At 68.7% G+C, this 19351-nt stretch carries 22 protein-coding genes; 4 read left to right on the top strand and 18 right to left on the bottom strand.

Annotated features, from left to right (window positions below; translation table 11 throughout):
- Positions 1 to 12: 12 nt before the first annotated feature.
- From miaA to dapA, 11 genes are all read right to left on the bottom strand, one after another.
- Positions 13 to 951, bottom strand: a complete 939-nt coding sequence (gene miaA / locus A4X16_RS00585) for a tRNA (adenosine(37)-N6)-dimethylallyltransferase MiaA (protein ID WP_067114935.1) — start codon at positions 949 to 951, stop codon at positions 13 to 15.
- Positions 948 to 2495, bottom strand: a complete 1548-nt coding sequence (miaB, locus tag A4X16_RS00590) for a tRNA (N6-isopentenyl adenosine(37)-C2)-methylthiotransferase MiaB (RefSeq protein ID WP_067114937.1) — start codon at positions 2493 to 2495, stop codon at positions 948 to 950. The genes miaA and miaB overlap by 4 nt, the downstream gene beginning before the upstream one ends.
- A 61-nt stretch (positions 2496 to 2556) precedes the next feature.
- A complete protein-coding gene (locus A4X16_RS00595; protein ID WP_231880218.1) occupies positions 2557 to 3045 on the bottom strand; it encodes a regulatory protein RecX in 489 nt (162 codons plus the stop codon).
- Between the two features lie 444 nt (positions 3046 to 3489).
- Entirely contained in the window at positions 3490 to 4533 is a 1044-nt protein-coding gene (recA, locus tag A4X16_RS00600; protein WP_067114941.1) for a recombinase RecA, read from the bottom strand.
- 297 nt (positions 4534 to 4830) lie between these two features.
- Positions 4831 to 5055, bottom strand: coding sequence for a DUF3046 domain-containing protein (locus A4X16_RS00605; RefSeq protein ID WP_067114943.1), 225 nt, complete (start codon positions 5053 to 5055; stop codon positions 4831 to 4833).
- A 19-nt stretch (positions 5056 to 5074) separates the two neighbouring features.
- Positions 5075 to 5383, bottom strand: coding sequence for a helix-turn-helix domain-containing protein (locus A4X16_RS00610; RefSeq protein ID WP_067114945.1), 309 nt, complete (start codon positions 5381 to 5383; stop codon positions 5075 to 5077).
- A 141-nt stretch (positions 5384 to 5524) separates the two neighbouring features.
- Positions 5525 to 6007, bottom strand: coding sequence for a CinA family protein (locus tag A4X16_RS00615; RefSeq protein WP_082914181.1), 483 nt, complete (start codon positions 6005 to 6007; stop codon positions 5525 to 5527).
- On the bottom strand, positions 6004 to 6579 hold the full coding sequence (gene pgsA, locus A4X16_RS00620; RefSeq protein ID WP_067114946.1) for a CDP-diacylglycerol--glycerol-3-phosphate 3-phosphatidyltransferase: 576 nt from the start codon (positions 6577 to 6579) through the stop codon (positions 6004 to 6006). The genes A4X16_RS00615 and pgsA overlap by 4 nt, the downstream gene beginning before the upstream one ends.
- Positions 6579 to 9299, bottom strand: a complete 2721-nt coding sequence (locus tag A4X16_RS00625) for an FtsK/SpoIIIE family DNA translocase (RefSeq protein WP_067114948.1) — start codon at positions 9297 to 9299, stop codon at positions 6579 to 6581. Before A4X16_RS00625 ends, pgsA begins: the two co-directional genes overlap by 1 nt.
- 83 nt (positions 9300 to 9382) lie before the next feature.
- Positions 9383 to 11059, bottom strand: a complete 1677-nt coding sequence (locus A4X16_RS00630) for a ribonuclease J (protein WP_067114951.1) — start codon at positions 11057 to 11059, stop codon at positions 9383 to 9385.
- 68 nt (positions 11060 to 11127) lie between these two features.
- Complete coding sequence (dapA, locus tag A4X16_RS00635; RefSeq protein ID WP_067114953.1) at positions 11128 to 12105, bottom strand: 4-hydroxy-tetrahydrodipicolinate synthase; 978 nt, start codon at positions 12103 to 12105, stop codon at positions 11128 to 11130.
- Between the two features lie 64 nt (positions 12106 to 12169).
- On the opposite strand from dapA, the gene A4X16_RS00640 reads away from it, so the two are divergent.
- Positions 12170 to 12712: an NUDIX domain-containing protein gene (locus A4X16_RS00640; protein WP_067114955.1), complete on the top strand. Its 543-nt coding sequence runs from the start codon at positions 12170 to 12172 to the stop codon at positions 12710 to 12712.
- Positions 12713 to 12746: 34 nt separating this feature from the next.
- Here the strand turns inward: A4X16_RS00640 and A4X16_RS00645 are convergent, their stop codons facing one another.
- The 3 genes from A4X16_RS00645 to A4X16_RS00655 are packed head-to-tail and all read right to left on the bottom strand — an operon-like array spanning position 12747 to position 14790.
- Positions 12747 to 13508 (bottom strand): SDR family NAD(P)-dependent oxidoreductase, encoded by a 762-nt coding sequence (locus A4X16_RS00645; protein WP_067114957.1) that lies wholly within the window; start codon positions 13506 to 13508, stop codon positions 12747 to 12749.
- Positions 13508 to 13984: a dihydrofolate reductase gene (locus A4X16_RS00650; RefSeq protein WP_067114959.1), complete on the bottom strand. Its 477-nt coding sequence runs from the start codon at positions 13982 to 13984 to the stop codon at positions 13508 to 13510. Before A4X16_RS00650 ends, A4X16_RS00645 begins: the two co-directional genes overlap by 1 nt.
- Positions 13981 to 14790 (bottom strand): thymidylate synthase, encoded by an 810-nt coding sequence (locus tag A4X16_RS00655; RefSeq protein ID WP_067114961.1) that lies wholly within the window; start codon positions 14788 to 14790, stop codon positions 13981 to 13983. The genes A4X16_RS00650 and A4X16_RS00655 overlap by 4 nt, the downstream gene beginning before the upstream one ends.
- Before the next feature lie 95 nt (positions 14791 to 14885).
- On the opposite strand from A4X16_RS00655, the gene A4X16_RS00660 reads away from it, so the two are divergent.
- The 3 genes from A4X16_RS00660 to A4X16_RS00670 all read left to right on the top strand — a co-directional run bounded on the left by A4X16_RS00660 (position 14886) and on the right by A4X16_RS00670 (position 16389).
- A complete protein-coding gene (locus A4X16_RS00660) occupies positions 14886 to 15299 on the top strand; it encodes a TlpA family protein disulfide reductase (protein WP_067114962.1) in 414 nt (137 codons plus the stop codon).
- Positions 15300 to 15319: 20 nt separating this feature from the next.
- Positions 15320 to 15877, top strand: coding sequence for a DUF4395 domain-containing protein (locus A4X16_RS00665; RefSeq protein ID WP_067114963.1), 558 nt, complete (start codon positions 15320 to 15322; stop codon positions 15875 to 15877).
- 86 nt (positions 15878 to 15963) lie between these two features.
- Positions 15964 to 16389, top strand: a complete 426-nt coding sequence (locus tag A4X16_RS00670; protein ID WP_067114964.1) for an OsmC family peroxiredoxin — start codon at positions 15964 to 15966, stop codon at positions 16387 to 16389.
- Positions 16390 to 16392: 3 nt separating this feature from the next.
- Here A4X16_RS00670 and A4X16_RS00675 read toward each other — a convergent pair whose 3' ends face one another.
- The 4 genes from A4X16_RS00675 to A4X16_RS00690 all read right to left on the bottom strand — a co-directional run bounded on the left by A4X16_RS00675 (position 16393) and on the right by A4X16_RS00690 (position 19330).
- Positions 16393 to 16827, bottom strand: a complete 435-nt coding sequence (locus A4X16_RS00675; RefSeq protein ID WP_067114965.1) for a hypothetical protein — start codon at positions 16825 to 16827, stop codon at positions 16393 to 16395.
- Positions 16824 to 17564 carry a 4-hydroxy-tetrahydrodipicolinate reductase gene (dapB, locus tag A4X16_RS00680; RefSeq protein WP_067114967.1) on the bottom strand — a complete coding sequence of 247 codons (741 nt, stop codon included), beginning with the start codon at positions 17562 to 17564 and terminating at the stop codon, positions 16824 to 16826. Before dapB ends, A4X16_RS00675 begins: the two co-directional genes overlap by 4 nt.
- Before the next feature lie 58 nt (positions 17565 to 17622).
- A complete protein-coding gene (locus tag A4X16_RS00685; RefSeq protein ID WP_067114969.1) occupies positions 17623 to 18225 on the bottom strand; it encodes a histidine phosphatase family protein in 603 nt (200 codons plus the stop codon).
- Positions 18226 to 18304: 79 nt separating this feature from the next.
- A complete protein-coding gene (locus tag A4X16_RS00690; RefSeq protein WP_067114971.1) occupies positions 18305 to 19330 on the bottom strand; it encodes an aldo/keto reductase in 1026 nt (341 codons plus the stop codon).
- Positions 19331 to 19351: the final 21 nt, after the last annotated feature.

A 19351-nucleotide genomic window follows, 5' to 3' on the forward strand; every position in this document is an offset into this window, starting at 1 on the left:
ATCAGTCGTCGATCAGTCGTCGATCAGCGTGGCCACGTCGACGGGCGGCTGATGCCAGACCAGCTCCGGATAGCGCTTGAACCACGACACCTGACGCCGTGCATAGCGTCGCGTCAGGGCCTGCGTCTCCGCGATCGCCTCGGAGCGGGTCAGGCGCCCCTCGAGCTCGCCCAGTGCCTGTGCGTAGCCGATCGCGCGCGGGGCCGTGACTCCTCGTCGCAGTCCTCGTTCGCGCAGCAGCTCGACCTCGTCGACGAGGCCGGACTCCCACATCCGCTCCACCCGCGCGTCGAGACGTGCGACGAGTTCTTCTCTCGGGACGTGCAGGCCGATCACGCGCGTGTCCGCCTGCCAGAGGAGCGGCTTCTCCGGAAGGGCGGCCCCGTACGTGGCCCGGCCCTGTTCGAGCACCTCGAGCGCTCTCACCACGCGCCTCCCGTTCTTCGGATCGACGCGAGCCGCAGTGGCGGGGTCGAGCGCTCTGATCCGCTCCATCAGCGGCGCCACGCCCTGCTCTTCGAGGTCGCGCTCCAGCCGCTCGCGGAGCTCGGGGTCCCGCGGTGGGAAGGAGAAGTCGTACACGACGCTGGACACATACAGTCCCGATCCCCCGACGAGGATGGCGTCTCCCCCGCGGCTCTGGATGTCCATGACCGCCGATCGCGCCAGCGGCTGATACCACGCCACAGCCGCTTCCTGCTCGACGTCCCGGACATCGAGGAGATGATGCGGGATCCCTCGCCGGTCCTCCGGTGGGAGCTTCGCGGTGCCGATGTCCATGCCGCGATACAGCTGCATGGCGTCGGCATTGACGATCTCAGCGGGATTGCCTCGCGCGCGCAGCGCTTCCGCGAGGTCGAGGGCGAGGTCGCTCTTTCCGGTTCCGGTCGCGCCGACCACCGCCCAGAGGCGTCGCGGCGACGGCGAGAGGCTCGCGTCCGCTGCCCTCACACGCCGACGCGCAGGGTCGGGAGCCCGAGCGACACGGCGCGCGGGGCCCCGCCACCCGAGGGTGCGGGAACGGCGCACGATTCGGACTGCGACCGATCCCAGGCGTCGCCGCCGCGGGTGCGTCGGATGCGCAGCGGGGAACCCGTCGGATCGTCGGCGAGGAGATGGAACGGCGCCGCGTGAGTGATCGTGACGGTGACCGCGTCACCGGGACGCGGGATCTCGGATCCCGGCGTCACCTCGAAGTGGACGAGGCGGTTGTCCTCGCCGCGACCGGTGAGGCGGTGCGTCTCCGCATCCTTCTTGCCCTCGCCGGTGGAGACGAGCACCTCGACCTCGCGGCCCACCTGCTTCTGGTTCTCTTCCAGGGAGATGCGCTCCTGAAGCGCGAGGAGCCGGTTGTAGCGCTCCTGGACGATCGCCTTCGGCACCTGTTCGTCCATGGTGGCCGCGGGCGTGCCCTCCCGAATCGAGTACTGGAACGTGAACGCGCTCGCGAACCGCGCCTGCTCCACGACCCGGAGCGTGTCCTCGAAGTCCTCATCTGTCTCGCCGGGGAAGCCGACGATGATGTCGGTCGTGATCGCGGCGTGCGGGATACGCTCGCGAACGCGATCCAGGATGCCGAGAAACCGCTCGCTCCGATACGAGCGCCGCATCGCCTTGAGGATGCGGTCACTGCCCGACTGCAGGGGCATGTGCAGCTGCGGCATCACGCTGGGCGTCTCCGCCATGGCATCGATGACGTCATCGGTGAACGCGGCAGGATGCGGACTCGTGAAGCGGACGCGCTCCAGTCCGTCGATCTCGCCGACTGCCCGCAGCAGCTTGCCGAAGGCCTGGCGATCACCGAACTCGACACCGTACGAGTTCACGTTCTGTCCGAGGAGTGTCACCTCGATCGCGCCGTCATCGACGAGCAGGCGGATCTCATTGAGGATGTCACCCGGCCGACGGTCCTTCTCCTTGCCGCGGAGGCTCGGCACGATGCAGAAGGTGCAGGTGTTGTTGCATCCCACGGAGATCGACACCCAGCCGCTGTGCGCCGAGTCCCGCTTGGTCGGGAGAGTCGAGGGGAAGACCTCGAGCGATTCGAGGATCTCGAGCTCCGCCTCGCCGTTGTGCCGCGCGCGCTCGAGGAGCCCGGGGAGCGAGCCCATGTTGTGTGTGCCGAAGACCACATCGACCCAGGGGGCCTTGTCGAGCACCGCCTGCTTGTCCATCTGCGCGAGGCATCCGCCGACGGCGATCTGCATGCCGCCCTTGCGCCGCTTCACGGCCGCGAGCTGACCGAGCGTGCCGTAGAGCTTGCCGGCGGCGTTGTCACGGACGGCGCACGTGTTGATGATGACGACGTCGGCCTCGTCGCCGTTCTCTGCCCGGATGTACCCCGCGCTCTCGAGCGACCCCGAGAGGCGCTCGGAGTCGTGGACGTTCATCTGGCACCCGAAGGTGCGGACCTCGTACGAGCGCTGGCGCCCGTCGAGGTCGATTGCCGCCGACGACGAGGAGATGATCGTCGGCTCACTGCGCGGGATAGTCATGATTGCTCCATTGTACGAGCGCGCTCCGCGGTCGCCCGCTGCGCAGCAGGGTCGGACCGGATCAGTCGGACTCGGTGAAACGGACGCCCGATGTCGGTCGCCCGAACGACGCCTCCGCGAGTGCGGTCTTCGCCGCGGTCATGGCGACGGATCCGTTGTATCCGCGCCGCGACAGCTGTCCGACGAGCCGACGGAGGGCTGTATCGCCGTCGAGACGAGCGAGACCCCGCGCCTTCGTGCGTGCGTAGTCGAGCGCGCGCTCCGTGTCGTCGTCCGGCACCTCGTCGAGGGCCGCGTCGATCACGTCGCGGGGAACACCCCGTTGCGCGAGTGCCCGCGCGAGCGCCACTCTGCCCTGCCCCTTGCGCTCGATCCCCGAGGCGACGAGCTGCCCGGCGAGCACCGCATCGTCGAGATACCCGCGACGGCCGAAGTCGTCGAGGATGTCGTCGATGGTGCCGGCATCGAGTCTGTCCGGGTCGGCGCCGAATCCCTTGAGGACCATCCTCGCCTCGGACACCGACAGGGATCGCATGCGGAGCTTGCGCACCAGCAGCTCCTCGGCGGCAGCGCGAAGGCCCGAAGCATCCGATCCCTCAGGATCATGCCTCTGCGACTCCTCGGACTCGAGCGCGCGGAGACGAGGTGCGTTTCTCGCCGAGGCGCCGCGGGCGGGGTGCCGATCGCTCGGCCCTCGGGTGTCGACCGACGCGGCGGGACGCGGCATCCTGCCGGCGACATCGTCGCTCCACGTCGAGCGCCACACAGCCGGTTCACCTCGGCCACTCTCTTCGGCTTCGACGGACGCCCGTGCTCCTTCGCCTGACGCGCGGCCTCTCGGCTCCGTGTCACCGACGATCGCCGCGTCATCGGCACCGGTCGGTCGCGGCGTGTGTCGGCCGAAGAGCGGGATGACGGGGGCGAGGTCGTCAGACCCGCCCCCGCCGTCACGCACGGCTCGCTCCCGCCTCGAAGCGCCCCCCGGAGATCATCGTCACGCCGGGCGACGCTCGGCGAGCTCGTCTGCCGGAGCCTCGGACGCGCCGCCGATGCCCAGCTTCTGCTTGATCTGCGTCTCGATCGCGAGAGCGATGTCCGGGTTCTTGAGCAGGAAGGAACGCGCGTTCTCCTTGCCCTGACCGAGCTGGTCGCCGTCGTAGGTGTACCACGAACCGGACTTCTTCACGATTCCGTGATCCACACCGAAGTCGATGAGGCTTCCCTCACGGGAGATGCCCACCCCGTACAGGATGTCGAACTCCGCCTGCTTGAAGGGCGGAGCCATCTTGTTCTTCACGACCTTGACCCTGGTCCGGTTTCCGACCGCGTCGGTACCGTCCTTCAGCGTCTCGATGCGCCGGATGTCCATACGCACGGACGCGTAGAACTTCAGGGCCTTTCCACCCGCGGTGGTCTCGGGCGAGCCGAAAAACACGCCGATCTTCTCGCGCAGCTGGTTGATGAAGATCATGGTGGTGTTGGTCTGGTTGAGACCACCGGTGAGCTTTCGCAGCGCCTGAGACATCAGTCGCGCCTGGAGACCGACGTGGGAGTCGCCCATCTCACCCTCGATCTCCGCCCGCGGCACGAGAGCCGCCACGGAGTCGATGACGATCAGATCGATGGCGCCGGACCGGACCAGCATGTCCGCGATCTCGAGTGCCTGCTCGCCGGTGTCGGGCTGCGACACGAGCAGAGCATCGATGTCCACGCCGAGCTTCGCCGCGTAGTCGGGGTCGAGCGCGTGCTCCGCATCGATGAACGCGGCGATGCCGCCGGCGCGCTGCGCGTTGGCGATCGCGTGAAGCGTGAGGGTCGTCTTACCCGAGGATTCCGGACCGTAGATCTCGACGATGCGGCCACGCGGGAGCCCTCCGACGCCGAGAGCGACATCGAGGGCGATGGAGCCGGTCGGGATCACGGCGACGGGCGCGCGCTCATCGCTGCCCAGCCGCATGACCGAGCCCTTTCCGAACTGGCGATCGATCTGGGCGAGTGCGGTCTCGAGGGACTTCTCGCGGTCTGCGGGAGATGGCATGTCGTGCTCCTATGGTGCTCGCGTGGTGCCGCCTGTAGGCTGTCGCGGTCATCCCGGCTGGGACGAACTCTCCGACAAGGCGTATGGCTCTTCGGCCTGTCATCACCGTAGGAGCGACCACCGACATTGCGTCGTCAGCGCTGGAAAACGGGGAGGACGAGAATCCCGAACCACTTGTGCAGAACACTACGCCGATATCGAACACATCTTCGACGACACGCCGAGGACACGAGTGCGAGGTCCGCACATCGAGACCGCGAGGTCCGAGGCGCCCGAGCAGTCGGAGACGGGAGCGCGTCAGTGCCGCCGCGGCTCCAGCCGGCCCGCACCGTGACGGCGCTCCACGGGGACATCGGCCTCGACGCACAGCGCCATCCAGATGTCGCGCGGCGGGACGCCGGCGTCGAGCGCCTCGTTCGCCGTGCGGTCGCCCACCTGCCTCAGAACGAGATCGGTGACGAGAGACGTGGCGCGTCCGCCGAATTCCGCGTCGACGGCGCGGAGGAACTCACTGCGTCGCATGAGATGTGGACGGCGGCGCTCAGTGCAGCGAGAGCTCGGGCTCGACCGATGCGACCAGGTCGTCGGGGACGACATCCGGGAAGACCTGGATGCCTTCGAGCACCGAGATGCGATCGCCGACCTCGCGCATGATGGTCGAGATCGGGACGTCGAGCGCGTCGGCGACGGAGGCGAGGATCTCGCTCGATGCCTCCTTCTGACCGCGCTCGACCTCGCTGAGGTATCCGAGAGCGACCGAAGCCTTGCTCGCGACCTGACGGAGGGTCCGGCCCTTCTGCAGGCGGAAGTCCCTCAGTACATCGCCGATTTCCTGTCGTACGAGAATCATCGGAACCTCCTCCCAGATCGCTTCACCGGAGTCTCCCCCGATGAGATCGCCAGTCTAATCCAACCGACTTTCACAGAACCTACCTTTGCACGCTGTGCTTTAGGTGTGAGCACATAGGACTCAACCTCCATCACGCGACCGCTATTCCCGTGTCATCCGGTGGAGAAGGTCGAGCGCCGCGGCGACCGCCTGGGCACGCACGGCCTCACGATCCCCGGCGAATCGATAAACCTCCGCCGCCGAGTCCTCCGGCGTGACCACGGCCACGTGCACCGTCCCGACCGGCTGGCCGTCAGGAGAGTCGGGGCCCGCGATCCCGGTCGTCGAGACTCCGACGTCCGCGGGGCGCTCGTCCACGCTCACTGCCGAGCGCACGCCGTCCGCCATCTGCAGCGCCACCTCGCGATGCACCGGGCCGTGTGCCGCGAGCAGAGCGGCCTCCACACGCAGGAGGCTGTGCTTGACCGGCGTCGCGTAGGCGACCACGCCGCCGAGAAGCGATGCGGACGCACCCGGCACGGAGACGATGGCAGCCGAGACGGCCCCACCCGTCAGCGACTCGGCCACCCCCAGCGTCCAGCCCCGCTGCCGGAGCGATCGGAGCGCGTCCTCCGCGATGCTCACGATGCCTGCCGCGCGCCTCGCACCTGGGCGACGATGTAGTCGATGCCGCTCGCCACGGTGAGGATCAGCACGACGATCATGAGCACGGCCGTCACGACCACCCAGGGGCCCAACCCGATGAAGACGTGCAACGGGAGCAGCGCCCACCCGAGAGCGACGCCCTGCGCGGCGGTCTTGATCTTGCCCATCCACGCCGCCGCGACCACGTGCTGCCTCACGACCATGAACCGGTGGATGGTGATGCCCCACTCCCGGACGAGGATGACGATCACGAGCCACCACTGCAGCTCGCCCAGGACGGCGAGTCCGATGAACCCGGCACCGGTCAGGAGCTTGTCGGCGATCGGATCCCACAGCTTGCCGAAGTCGCTCACGATGTCGTATCGGCGGGCCAGGTACCCGTCGACCCAGTCGGTCGAGATCGCGATCACGAAGAGGATCCCCGCGACCCATCGGATCGTGACGTCCTCGAGACCGAAGGTCCCGCCGAGCAGCAGCAGGATGAAGAAGACGACGGCGAGCGGGATGCGCGCGACGGTGATCGCGTTGGGGAGCTGCCGAGGGATCGTCATCAGTCGCGTCCCGTCAATCCCCAGGCGTCCTCATCGCCCTCGGCCTCGACCACCGGCAGGCCGTCGAACTGCGCCTCGGTGGGGTCGAACGGAGCCCCGGCGGCGGTCGCGGCGGGAGCGGCGGGGGCGTGCATCGAGGCCGTCGGCGCGGCCGGGACGTCCTCGCCCCTGAGCTTCGCCATGACCTGAGGCAGCTGCTCCACGGTGGCCAGCACGTCGCGGGCCTTCGATCCCTCGGACGGACCGACGACCTCGCGCGACTCGAGGAGATCCATGAGGCGCCCGGCCTTCGCGAACCCGACGCGGAGCTTGCGCTGGAGCATCGACGTGGACCCGAACTGCGAGGAGATGATGAGCTCGGCCGCCGCGAGCAGGAGCTCCAGGTCGTCTCCGATGTCCTCGTCGACCTCCTTCTTCTTGCTCGGCTCCATCGCCTCCTGCACGTCCGACCGGTACTCCGGTCGAGCCTGACGGGTGACGTGCTTCACGACCGCGTCGATCTCCTTCTCATCGACCCACGCGCCCTGCAGACGGAACGGCTTGGAGGAGCCCATCGGGGAGAACAGGGCGTCACCCTGACCGATGAGCTTGTCGGCACCCGGGCTGTCGAGGATGACACGGCTGTCGGTGACGCTCGTGACGGCGAAGGCCAGACGCGAGGGGACGTTCGCCTTGATCAGGCCGGTGACGACGTCGACGCTCGGACGCTGCGTCGCGAGGACGAGGTGGATGCCCGATGCTCGCGCGAGCTGCGTGATGCGCACGATCGAGTCCTCGACGTCGCGCGGGGCGACCATCATGAGGTCGGCGAGCTCGTCGACCACCACCAGCAGGTACGGGTAGGGCTTGAGCACGCGCTCGCTGCCCACCGGGACCTCGACCTCGCCGGCGCGGACGGCGCGGTTGAAGTCGTCGATGTGACGGAATCCGAACGACGCGAGGTCGTCGTATCGCATGTCCATCTCCTTCACGACCCACTGCAGCGCCTCCGCCGCCTTCTTGGGGTTCGTGATGATGGGCGTGATCAGGTGCGGCACCCCGGCGTAGCTGGTGAGCTCGACGCGCTTCGGGTCGATGAGCACCATGCGCACGTCCGTCGGCCGGGCACGCATGAGGAGGCTCGTGATCATGCTGTTGACGAAGCTCGACTTACCGGATCCGGTGGAACCCGCCACGAGCAGATGGGGCATCTTGGCGAGGTTCGCGGTGACGAAGTTCCCGCCCACGTCCTTGCCGACGCCGATCGTCAGCGGATGCGTGCTCTTCAGCGCCGCCTGCGACCGGAGCACATCGCCGAGGGCGACGGTCTCGCGGTCCGTGTTCGGGATCTCGATGCCGATCGCGCTCTTGCCGGGGATGGGCGACAGGATGCGCACGTCGTTCGAGGCGACGGCGTAGGCGAAGTTGTTGCTGAGCTGCAGGATCTTCTCGACCTTGACGCCGTGGCCGACCTCGACCTCGTACTGAGTGACCGTGGGACCGCGCGAGAAGCCGGTGACCTTCGCATCGACGTTGAACTGCGACAGGACGCTCGTGATCTGCTCGACGATGCGGTCGTTCGCCTCGGAGCGCGCCACCGAGGGCGGCCCCTCCGCGAGCACTCCCGGCGACGGCAGGATGTACGGTGCGACCGGCGCCTGGGGGCCGCGGTCCCCGGGGCCGTCGGTGCCGAAGCCGTCGAGACCCGGAAGCTCGGGCATCTCCCCCGTGTCGGATTCGTCGTCCAGCAGCGCCGTCGTCTGCTGCTCGGCCAGCGAGTCGGTCACCGAGCGCACGTCCGACAGCACCTCCGTGGCGGCGTCGTACGGGTCGGCGACCGTCACCGCCTGGTCGTACGCGGGGGTGGTGTCGGTGGTCGACAGCAGAGCCGTGATGTCGTCGGAGGCGAGGGTGCCCTCGTCGGGATCCTCTTCACGACCGGTCTTGTTGCGCCGCCACCAGGGCAGCACGTCGGGATCGTCCACCTTGTCGGCGTCGTCGATCGCGGCGGTGTCCTTGGCCGGCTTCTCCGCACGCTGCGCGTCGAACATCCAGGCGTACAGATCGCCCAGCCGCTCGCCGATGCGGTTCGGCGGGGTCTTGGTGAGGATCAGGATGCTGAGCGCCGCGAGCAGGGCCAGCACGATGTAGGCGGGGATTGCGGTGAGGTAGCTGAGCGGCTGTCCGAGCAACCATCCGAAGAGACCGCCGGCCTCGCTCAGCGCGAGCATCCCCTCTCGCGGCTGAGGGAGCCCGCCCGCGATGTGGAGGATCCCAGCGAGAGTGACGGAGAAGAGCCCGAAGCCGATCCCGATGCGCCCGTTGTCGTGGACCGACGACGGATGCCGGAACAGCCAGCCGGCCAGGATCAGCAGGAGGACGGGGAAGATGAATGCGCCGCGTCCGATCACGAGACCGAAGGTGTAGGCGCTGATCTGAGCCGCCACGTCGTTGCCGATGAAGAACCACTCGTTGACCGCACCGGCCACCGCGAGGAGCACGAGCAGGAAGGGGAAGCCGTCGCGACGGTCGTCCTTCTCGAGCGTCTCGGGGCCGAACGCGCGGAACAGGCCCCCGACCCCGTGGGCGAGGCCGGTCCACGCACGCACGATCACCGGCGGCTTGTCGAGCTCGTCGATGTACTTCTTCGGGGCCGCCTGGGTCTTCGGAGCAGCCTGCCGCTTCGGGCGGGGCGTGGCGCTCTCGGACGCGCGCGCTGATTTCGTGGTGCTCCTGGCCATGCTCTCACGTTACGGCCAGCAGCCCGCATCACCCCGCAATGACGCGGCATTCCGGGGTGATCGACGGATGGTCCTCGGCGGGATTAGGCCTCGATGACGAGCGGCACGATCATCGGACGGCGGCGCAGCTTCTGGTTGACCCACCGGCCGATCGTGCGACGCACGACCTGCGACAGAGCATGCGTGTCGCGGACCCCGTTTCCGGACGCCTCCTTGAGCGCCGCCACGATCTTCGGTGCGACGTCGTCGAAGACGGCGTCGTCCTCGGCGATCCCTCGCGCGTGGATCTCCGGTCCGGAGATGATGCGGCCGGTCGCGGCGTCCACCACCACGATCACCGAGACGAAGCCCTCCTCACCCAGGATCCGACGGTCCTTGAGGTCGGCGTCCGTGATCGCGCCGACACTCGAGCCGTCGACGTACACGAAGCCGAGGTCGAGCTGTCCGGCGATGCGGGCCTCGCCGTCCTTGAGATCGATCACGGTGCCGTTCGAGGCGATGATCGTGCGCTCCTCGGGAATGCCGGTGTCCTGGGCGAGCTTGGCGTTCGCGGTCAGGTGGCGGTACTCGCCGTGCACAGGGAGGACGTTGCGGGGCTTCAGGATGTTGTAGCAGTACAGCAGCTCGCCGGCCGCGGCGTGACCCGACACGTGCACGCGCGCGTTCGCCTTGTGCACCACGTTCGCACCGAGCTTCGTGAGTCCGTCGATGACGCGGTACACGGCGTTCTCGTTGCCGGGGATGAGGCTGGAGGCGAGGATCACCGTGTCCCCCTCGCCGACCTCGATCGCGTGGTCGAGATTCGCCATCCGGCTGAGGACGGCCATCGGCTCGCCCTGCGATCCGGTCGACATGTAGACGATCCTGTCGTCGGGGAGGTCGCGCGCCTTCTTGTAGTCGATGAGCACGCCGGCGGGCACCTTGAGGTAGCCGAGCTGCTCCGCGATGGTCATGTTGCGCACCATGCTGCGTCCGAGGAACGCGACGCGACGGCCGTGCGCGTGCGCGGCGTCGATCACCTGCTGGACGCGGTGGACGTGGCTCGAGAAGCTGGCGACGATCACGCGCCGTGGTGCCTTGCCGATCACCTGGTCGAGGACGGGACCGATAGAGCGCTCCGTCGGCGTGAATCCGGGCACGTCGGCGTTGGTGGAGTCCACCAGGAACAGGTCGACGCCCTCTTCGCCGAGCCGCGAGAACGCCCGCAGATCGGTGATCCGGCCGTCCAGCGGCAGCTGGTCCATCTTGAAGTCGCCCGTCGCGAGCGCCATGCCCGCAGGGGTGCGGATGGCGACGGCGAGAGCATCCGGGATCGAGTGGTTCACCGCGACGAACTCGAGGTCGAACGGTCCGACGCGCTCCTCCTGGCCCTCGACCACCGTGAGGGTGAACGCCTTGATCCGATGCTCCTTGAGCTTGGCCTCGACGAGCGCCAGGGTCAGCCCCGATCCGATGAGCGGGATGTCGCTCTTGAGTCGGAGGAGGTACGGGACGGCCCCGATGTGATCCTCGTGCCCGTGAGTCAGCACGACGCCGACGATGTCGTCGAGTCGGTTCTTGATCGGCTCGAAGTCGGGCAGGATCAGGTCGACGCCGGGCTGGTGCTCCTCGGGGAAGAGCACGCCGCAGTCCACGATGAGGATCTTGCCGTCGTACTCGAACATCGTCATGTTGCGGCCGATCTCGCCGAGACCGCCGAGCGGGGTGACGCGCAGCGTCCCCTGTTCGAGCGGAGCGGGATCTGCGAGCGGGATGGACATGCGGTCTCCTCTGTCGGACGCTCCACGCGTCCGTTCGTTCGTGGTGGTGCGCCGCAGCGCGACCCTTCTCAGCGTGTCGTGCCGTGCACCTTGGGCAGGGCGCCGCCGGCGGCCGCGTTGCGGTCGGGGCGGAAGTTGGAGAAGTCGGCCCCCGGCACGCCCTGGACGAGATCGAGCTCGTCCTCGATGAGGGCGGCCTCCCACTCCTCCGGGCCGACCAGGGGCAGACGGACGCGCGGACTCGAGATGCGACCGAGTCCGTGCAGGATGTACTTCGCGGCGACCGTTCCGGGTACGTGCGTCATGACGGCCCGCACCAGCGGCTCGAGCCGTCGGTGCTCCGCCGTGGCGGTCGCGAGGTCGCCGCGGTTCACGGCGTCGATGATGGTGCGGTACGGCGTCGCCGCGATGTTCGCCGTGACGCCGATCAGGCCGGAGGCGCCGATCGAGAGGTGCGGCAGCACATTGGCGTCGTCGCCGGAGAAGTACATGAGGTCCGTCTGATTGAGGACGCGGCTGACCTCGGAGAAGTCGCCCTTGGCGTCCTTCACGGCGAGGATATTCGGGTGCTTCGCGAGGCGCAGGATCGTCTCGTACTTGATGGGGACGCCGGTGCGGCCCGGGATGTCGTACAGGATGACCGGCAGATCCGTCGCATCCGCGACCAGGCGGAAGTGCGTGAGGATGCCGGCCTGCGTCGGCTTGTTGTAGTACGGCGTGACGATCATGATGCCGTCGGCGCCGGCCTTCTCGCTGGCCTTGTAGAGTTCGATCGCGTGCGCGGTCTCGTTGGATCCGCCGCCGGTGATGATCTTCGCGCGACCGGCCGAGACGGACTTCCCGACCTCGACCAGCGTGAGCTTCTCGGGGTCCGTCAGCGTGGAGGTCTCCCCGGTGGTGCCCGTCACGACGATGCCGTCGGCGCCCGCCGTGATGACGTCGTCGATGTGCTTCTCGACCGCAGGCCAGTCGACTTCGCCGTCGGCCGTCATGGGAGTGACGAGCGCGACGAGGACCTGTCCGAATGGGTTGCCCGAGTGCGTCATGCACCCAGCGTATCGGGTCGGGTGCCGTGCCGACGATCCTGCGGACCCGCATAGGCTCGGACGCATGGCATGGGTCACGCACGCATCGACGACGGTCTACTCGAATCCCTGGATCGAGGTGCGCGAGGACTCCGTCACCGGTCCGGGCGGCGACGGCATCTACGGTGTCGTGACGATGCGCAACGCCGCCGTGTTCATCGTCGCCCTCGACAGCGACGACCGCGTCTGCCTCGTGACACTCGAGCGCTACACGACGGGCTCCTCCATCGAGGTCCCGGCCGGAGGCAGCGACGGGGAGGACCCGCTCGTCGCCGCCCGTCGCGAGCTCGCGGAGGAGACAGGATACGAGGCCGACAGCTGGACGCGGATCGGGACCATGAACGCTCTGAACGGCATCGCGGATGCCCCGGAGCACGTCTTCCTCGCCCGGGGCCTGCGGCCCGCCGCGTCGGGCGACGGTCACGGCCGGATCGAGGAGGGCATCGATGCCGTCTCCTGGACACCCTTCGCCGATGTGCTGGCGATGATCGCAGATGGACGCATCACCGACGGCGAGACGATCGCGGCGATCGCCTTCGCCGGGATCGCTCTGGGCCGCTTCCGCTGAGCCGAGCGCTCGACGCGTCGCGACGCCGCGCGGGTCAGACCCTTCCCCTCCGCGCGACGCCCGATGTGAGCGAGGCGGGGAGCACGCGCCCGAGAGCCGCGAGAAGCGTGTAGCGCAGCGACGGGACCGACACGGCCCTGCCCAGGGCGGCGTCGCGGAGCCCCTCGCGGACGACGTCCCGTGCGTCGAGCCACAGGAAGCGCGGCACGCCCTCCTCCCCGGGCGGCATGCCCATCCGCTCGTGGAAGGACGTGTGGGTGAAGCCGGGGCACACGGCCGTGACGGTCACGCGGTCACGGGCGTACTCCGCATTCGCCCAGCGGCTGAAGCCGATGAGCCAGCTCTTGCACGCCGAGTACGTCGATCGGGAGATGAATCCCGCCACCGACGAGACGTTGATGATCCGACCGCCTCGTCCTCGCATCACCTGGAGGGCCGCATGCATCAGCCGCATGGAGGCCTCGACGTGCACACGGAGATGGCGCACCTCGTCGTCGATGTCGTTGTCGGCGAACTGGAGCGGCAGTCCGAACCCGGCGTTGTTGACCAGCAGATCGATCGGATCGGAGGAGTCGGCGACTCGCGCCGCCACGCGCTCGACGTCGTCCTCGCGGGAGAGGTCGGCGACGATCAGCTCGACCGCGACGCCGTACTCGCTGCGCAGGTCGGCGGCGATGTCGGCGAGCCGCTCCTCCGAGCGTGCGACGAGAACCAGGTCGGCGCGACGCCGCGCGAGCTGACGCGCGAACTCGGCACCGAGCCCGGCGCTCGCGCCTGTGATGAGTGCGGTCGGCATCAGCGCTCGTATCCGAGGAAGCGGTAGCGCAGCCCGGTACGGGATGTCTGCCACTCCCCTTCGTCGACCAGGCGCCATCCCTGCCGCGACGGCGCATACGCGTCGCCGTCGACCTCGAGGTCGATCTCGGTGACCTCGAGCCGGTCGGCGTCGGCGATCACCTGCCGGAAGATCTCGGCACCGCCGATGACCCACACCTTCTCGTGTCCGCGGACGGCATCCGTCAGAGCCGACGCCCGTCGGGCCCCGTCCGCCGTCCAGTCCTGCTGACGGGTGATCACCACGTTCTCGCGTCCGGGAAGCGGGCGGAACCTTTCGGGCAGCGAGTCCCAGGTCTTGCGGCCCATGATCACCGGTGCCCCGAGGGTCACCTCCTTGAAGTGCGACAGGTCCTCGGGGACGTACCAGGGCATTCCGCCTTCGGCTCCGATCACGCCGTCGCGCGCCTCGGCCCAGACGAGCCCGACCCAGGTCATACCGCCACCGCCGCCCTGATGGGCGCATGGTGCTGGTAGTCCTCCACGACGAAGTCCTCGTACCGGTAGTCGAGGATCGACTCGGGCGTGCGCGCGAACCGCAGCGTGGGATACGGGTACGGGTCGCGCGACAGCTGCTCGCGGACCTGATCGACGTGGTTGTCGTAGATGTGGCAGTCTCCGCCCGTCCATACGAAGTCGCCGGGCTCGAGGCCGACCTGCTGGGCCACCATGAGGGTGAGGAGAGCGTAGGACGCGATGTTGAAGGGGACGCCGAGGAAGAGATCCGCGCTGCGCTGATACAGCTGGCACGAGAGCTTGCCGTCTGCGACGTAGAACTGGAAGAGCGCGTGACAGGGCGCGAGTGCCATGTCCGGGATATCCGCGGGATTCCATGCCGACACGATCAGGCGCCGGGAGTCGGGCGACTGCCGGATCTGCTCGATGACCTCGGAGAGCTGGTCGATGCTCTGCCCGTCGGGAGTCGGCCAGGAGCGCCACTGCACGCCGTACACGGGACCGAGGTCTCCGGACTCGTCGGCCCACTCGTCCCAGATCGTCACGCCGTTCTCCTGGAGCCAGCGCACGTTCGAGTCACCACGGAGGAACCACAGCAGCTCGTAGGCGATCGACTTGAAGTGCACGCGCTTGGTCGTGATCAGCGGGAACCCCTCGGAGAGGTCGAAGCGGATCTGTCGACCGAACACGCTGGTCGTCCCCGTTCCGGTGCGATCCGACTTGTGCGTGCCGGTCTCCAGCACGTCGCGGAGCAGGTCTTCATACGGCGTCGGGACGGCTTCGCTCATGCCAGCAAGGATACCCGCACCCCGTGCGATCGGTTCGCTCGTCATCCTCCGACACAACGGCCCTCCCCCACCGTCGGTCGTCATACTCTCTACCCATGTCGCCGACCATCGCCCTCCTCGTCATCGGGGCGCTCCTGGTGTCCGCGGTGCTGGTCGGGTTCCTGCTGCGCATCCGCGACGGCAGGCGTCGGAACGCGGGCGGGCTTCGTTTCGACCCCGACGACGCGTCCGGCGCGGCGCTGGGGTCCCGCGCCACGCTCGTGCAGTTCAGCACGGAGCTGTGCACGCGCTGCCCGCAGGTCCGCCGGCTGCTCACCACGCACGCGGCAGCGGTCGACGGAGTGCGGCACATCGAGGTCGACCTCACGCGGCGCCCGGATCTCTCCACCCGCTATCGGGTCCTGCAAACCCCGACGACCTTCCTCGTCGACCGCGACGGCGCTGTCCGCGCGCGATTCCACGGCATCCCGCAGCGGGACGCCCTGAACGAGGCCCTCGCCGCCGTCTGAGGCGCGCAGATCGGAGCACCATGAGCACTCCTGCCGGCATCGACCCGCGCGGTCCCCGTTTCGCCGCGACGATCACGTCCGTGCTGCTGCTCGCCGCGACATTCCTCGCGCTCACCGGCATGTCGACGGCGACGTCCTACGGCTGGTTCTCGCCGGGTTCGGGGTTCGTGGTCGGCGAAGGATCGGCCGTGGCGGCCGCCTCGCCGCTCCAGCGGGCGCAGGATCCCGGGTTCCTGCTCACCACCCTGATCGCCCTGCTGTTCCTGTGGAGCGTCGTGTCACCGAGGACCGCGCCATGGGGCGTGCTCTTCCGCCGCGTCGTGCGACCGCGTCTGGCGCCGCCCACGGAGCTCGAGGACCCTCGCCCGCCGCGCTTCGCGCAGGGCGTCGGTCTCGTCGTCGTCGGCGCCGGTCTCGTGCTGCATCTCCTCGGAGTGCCGTGGGCTCTGCCCATCGCGACTGCGGCGGCATTCATCGCCGCGTTCCTGAACGCCGCCTTCTCCTTCTGCCTCGGATGCCAGATCTACCTGCTTCTGCAGAGAACCGGTCTGTTCGGGCGCCGCGCGTCCGCGGCCTGAGAACGGTTCCGCGGGCGACACCCGCTCGCTAGGCTGGCCGCAGATGCGGTCCGCACACGAGCGGCACGTGCAAACGGGAGGAAATCATGACCGTCACCAGCGAAGCGATCACCACCTGGACCGGCTCCCTCGCGGAGGGATCGGGAACCGTCGCCTTCTCCTCCTCGAAGCTCGGCACCTTCCCGATCAACTGGAAGGCGCGCAGCGAGGGCAGCGACACCACGACCACGCCGGAGGAGCTGATCGCGGCCGCTCATGCCTCCTGCTTCAGCATGGCGCTCTCGCACGCTCTCGCCGAGAAGGGGACTCCTCCGGAGCGCGTCAACACCACGGCTTCCGTCACCTTCAAGCCGGGGACCGGGATCACCGGCAGCCACCTGAATGTGAACGCCACCGTTCCAGGTCTCTCCCCCGAGGCGTTCCAGCAGATCGCGGACGACGCCAAGACGAACTGCCCGGTGTCGCAAGCGCTCTCGGGCATCGAGATCACCCTCGAGGCCACGCTCGCCTGACGATCAGCGGGCGAGCCGGATCGCCTCTCGGATGCTCGCGCGAGCGTCCTTGCGGCGCCCCGCGGCATCCTGGACCACGCCGAGTCGGTATCGCGCCCGCCAGTCGGCGGGTGCGGCATCGACATCGGCGGTGTATCGCGCGATCAGCGGATCGGCGTCCGCGCGAGCGATGCGTCCGCTCGGTGTGATCTCCGTCTCGACAGGCGGCATCCCGCCCTCGGCGTCGAGCTCCCGTCCCAGGCGATCGGCCGCGAAGCCGAACTGCATCTCCCGCACGAGCGCCCAGCCGCCGACCGGTGTCAGGACGACGAGCGCGATCCCCATCCCGATCGACACCGCGGTCCCGACGGCGAAGAACATCACGGCGAGCCACACCCCCACCGCGAGATAGACCAGCAGGGCCGCCGCCATGAGGGCGACGCCGACACGCGACATCATGAGCGGAGGCCGAGGTCGATCATGCTCTCGAGGCCCACGACGACGCCCTCGGCACGAGCGGCGAACGGGACGGCGAGACGGATGCCGGGCGCGTACGCCAGCGCCGGGTCCACGGTGTCGTGGGTGAAGGTCAGCGACTCCCCCGCACCCGATAGGATGACCTCCTGCTTGGCGATCACCCCGGGCCGACGGAGCGAATGGATCGGGACGCTGCCGACCTGCTGCCCACGAGCGCGCTGGTCGGCATGCGGGGCGCTCACCGGTCCCTGCTCGGCACGGGCGGCCGCGATGAGCTCTGCGGTGCGCACGGCGGTGCCGCTCGGCGAGTCGACCTTCTTCTCGTGGTGCGCCTCCACGATCTCCGCGGAGCCGAAGAATGGTGCCGCAGCGGCCGCCAGCGCCGAGCCGAGCACCGAGCCGAGGGAGAAGTTCGGGATGAAGACCGCACCGGTGCCGGCCTCGTCGACCAGGGGACGCACGAGGGCGATGCGCTCGGCCGACCAGCCGGAGGTCGCGACGAGCACGTTGCTCCCCCGCTCGATCGCTGCACGGACCACATCGATGCTCACCTGAGGGGTCGTCGCATCGATCACGAGGTCGGCCCCGTCGAGTTCTGCGAGCTGGCTCCGGGATGTGAGAACCCGCGCGACCTCGAACCCCTCGAGCTCACGGAGGACTCCGTGGATGATGGATCCGAGCTTCCCGGATCCGCCGACGAGGGCTACCTGCGTGGTCATGCACCCAGTCTATTTCCCGGACCGGGTCGTCCCCGGCGGCGGGCCGGGCGTCGCGGCATCAGACGGGCATGGTGTCGGGGATGCCGGTACGCAGCTCGACCGGAAGGTGTCCGGTGTCGTTGTGCGTCAGCAGCGTCCACGGCCGGCCCTGCTTCTGCGCGATGATCGTGAGTCCGCAGTGCGCCTGATTCAGCGTCATCCACCGCCATTCCGGCGCGCCGAGCACCTCCCGCACGAACCAGGAGATCACGAAATTGTGGGTGATCAGGACTTCGTGGACGTCACCCGGTTTGCGGACGAGGAACTCGTTGACCGCGTCGGACATCTGGGCGCGCCCCGCCTCGATCTCGGCCTCGGTCACGGAGCCGAAGAACGGCTCGAAGGCCGCCGGCGTCTCCTCCGTCATCCCGGTGGGCACGCAGTCGAAGAGCAGCGCCGTCGGCTCAGGGTCCACGGAGGGGAGGCGTGCCGCGATCGCTCGCGCGGTCTCGTTCGCGCGCAGCAGCGGAGAGTGCCAGACCGAGTCCAGAGGGAGCCCGGAGAGACGATCGGCGATCAGCTCCGCCTGCCGCTGACCGCGCGGCGACAGAGGGCCGTCGGTGAGGCCGTGCTCGGCGTCCTGGTGTTCGCCGTGTCTGACCAGATATATGTAATGCGTCACAAACTCGCTCGCTTCATCGACAGCGTTTGCCGGATCCCCTCCACCCTATGCCAGGTGTGCGACGAAGCCGGGAGGACTCTCAGTTGCCGGCGCGGGTCAGCTCCGCCACCTGCGCACGCGACAGCATCACGCCGGCACCCTGCATCAGCTCGTCGACGTGGTCGGTCGCGAAGGTGTTCACGATCGGCGCGACGACGGTGCGCTGCGCGATCAGCCACGCGATGGACACGGCGGCCACGGGCACGTCCAGCTCGCTCGACACCTGATCGAGGGCTCGCAGGATCTTGATGCCGCGACGGTTGAGCTGACCGCGCAGCTGCTCGCCGCGCACACCCCGAGACGCGATCGACCGGTTGCGGTGACGACCGGACAGGAACCCGTGCTCCAGAGCATGGGAAGGGGTCACGGCCAGGTTCTGCGCACCCGCGACGAGGCGCAGGTCGCCTTCGAAGGGCTGTCGCCGCACCAGGTTGTACGGCGAGTCGATCACCTCGATGCGCGGATAGCCCGCCGAGGCGAGGATGCGGGCCTCGACGAGACGCTCGGGCGCGAAGCCGAAGGCGCCGACGGCTCCGATCTTCCCTGCTTCGAGGAGCCACTCGACGGTCGCTAGCGTGTCCTCGAGATTCGTCGCGGCGTCGAGCGTCGCATCCAGGTACAGCACGTCGATGCGATCGACGCCGAGCCGAGTGAGGGATCCCTCCACGGCGCGGACGAGGTTGACCGATCCGAGACCGGGGTTGTCTGCGTGGGCACCGACCCGAACGCTGAGGAGCGCCCGATCCCGCTGACCACGTGAGCGCAGCCACTGGCCGATGATGTGCTCGCTGCGTCCGCCGGAGAAGCCGTCGGCGGTGTGTATCGCATTGCCGCCGAACTCCACGTAGCGGTCGAGGATCCCGTGGCTGGTCTCGAGGTCGACGTTCCATCCGAACTCGGCGGCGCCGAGCATGAGCGGGAAGGTCGCGTGTCCGGTCTCGCCCAGCGGGACGCGGATGCTCTCCCCCACTCCGGGGCCGACGATCGGGATGGGAGCGGAGGGATGCTCGGTCGTCTGCGGCGCGCGCTCGTCCGACGCTCCTGCGCCTACACTGAACAACCGCATATCCTCACCCCCGCGTCGATC

This window comes from Microbacterium sp. H83, from assembly GCF_001650405.1.
In the GTDB taxonomy this organism is placed as follows: domain Bacteria; phylum Actinomycetota; class Actinomycetes; order Actinomycetales; family Microbacteriaceae; genus Microbacterium.

Coding starts and splice junctions, on each gene's coding strand:
- A4X16_RS00675 (WP_067114965.1), bottom strand. CDS start 16,827: ATGATGTCGCGTGTCGGCGTCGCCCTCATGGCGGCGGCCCTGCTGGTC.
- A4X16_RS00660 (WP_067114962.1), top strand. CDS start 14,886: ATGTCGCCGACCATCGCCCTCCTCGTCATCGGGGCGCTCCTGGTGTCC.
- dapA (WP_067114953.1), bottom strand. CDS start 12,105: ATGACGCACTCGGGCAACCCATTCGGACAGGTCCTCGTCGCGCTCGTC.
- A4X16_RS00665 (WP_067114963.1), top strand. CDS start 15,320: ATGAGCACTCCTGCCGGCATCGACCCGCGCGGTCCCCGTTTCGCCGCG.
- A4X16_RS00670 (WP_067114964.1), top strand. CDS start 15,964: ATGACCGTCACCAGCGAAGCGATCACCACCTGGACCGGCTCCCTCGCG.
- A4X16_RS00650 (WP_067114959.1), bottom strand. CDS start 13,984: ATGACCTGGGTCGGGCTCGTCTGGGCCGAGGCGCGCGACGGCGTGATC.
- miaB (WP_067114937.1), bottom strand. CDS start 2,495: ATGACTATCCCGCGCAGTGAGCCGACGATCATCTCCTCGTCGTCGGCG.
- A4X16_RS00690 (WP_067114971.1), bottom strand. CDS start 19,330: ATGCGGTTGTTCAGTGTAGGCGCAGGAGCGTCGGACGAGCGCGCGCCG.
- dapB (WP_067114967.1), bottom strand. CDS start 17,564: ATGACCACGCAGGTAGCCCTCGTCGGCGGATCCGGGAAGCTCGGATCC.
- A4X16_RS00640 (WP_067114955.1), top strand. CDS start 12,170: ATGGCATGGGTCACGCACGCATCGACGACGGTCTACTCGAATCCCTGG.
- A4X16_RS00625 (WP_067114948.1), bottom strand. CDS start 9,299: ATGGCCAGGAGCACCACGAAATCAGCGCGCGCGTCCGAGAGCGCCACG.
- recA (WP_067114941.1), bottom strand. CDS start 4,533: ATGCCATCTCCCGCAGACCGCGAGAAGTCCCTCGAGACCGCACTCGCC.
- A4X16_RS00645 (WP_067114957.1), bottom strand. CDS start 13,508: ATGCCGACCGCACTCATCACAGGCGCGAGCGCCGGGCTCGGTGCCGAG.
- A4X16_RS00655 (WP_067114961.1), bottom strand. CDS start 14,790: ATGAGCGAAGCCGTCCCGACGCCGTATGAAGACCTGCTCCGCGACGTG.
- A4X16_RS00610 (WP_067114945.1), bottom strand. CDS start 5,383: ATGATTCTCGTACGACAGGAAATCGGCGATGTACTGAGGGACTTCCGC.
- A4X16_RS00605 (WP_067114943.1), bottom strand. CDS start 5,055: ATGCGACGCAGTGAGTTCCTCCGCGCCGTCGACGCGGAATTCGGCGGA.
- A4X16_RS00630 (WP_067114951.1), bottom strand. CDS start 11,059: ATGTCCATCCCGCTCGCAGATCCCGCTCCGCTCGAACAGGGGACGCTG.
- pgsA (WP_067114946.1), bottom strand. CDS start 6,579: ATGACGATCCCTCGGCAGCTCCCCAACGCGATCACCGTCGCGCGCATC.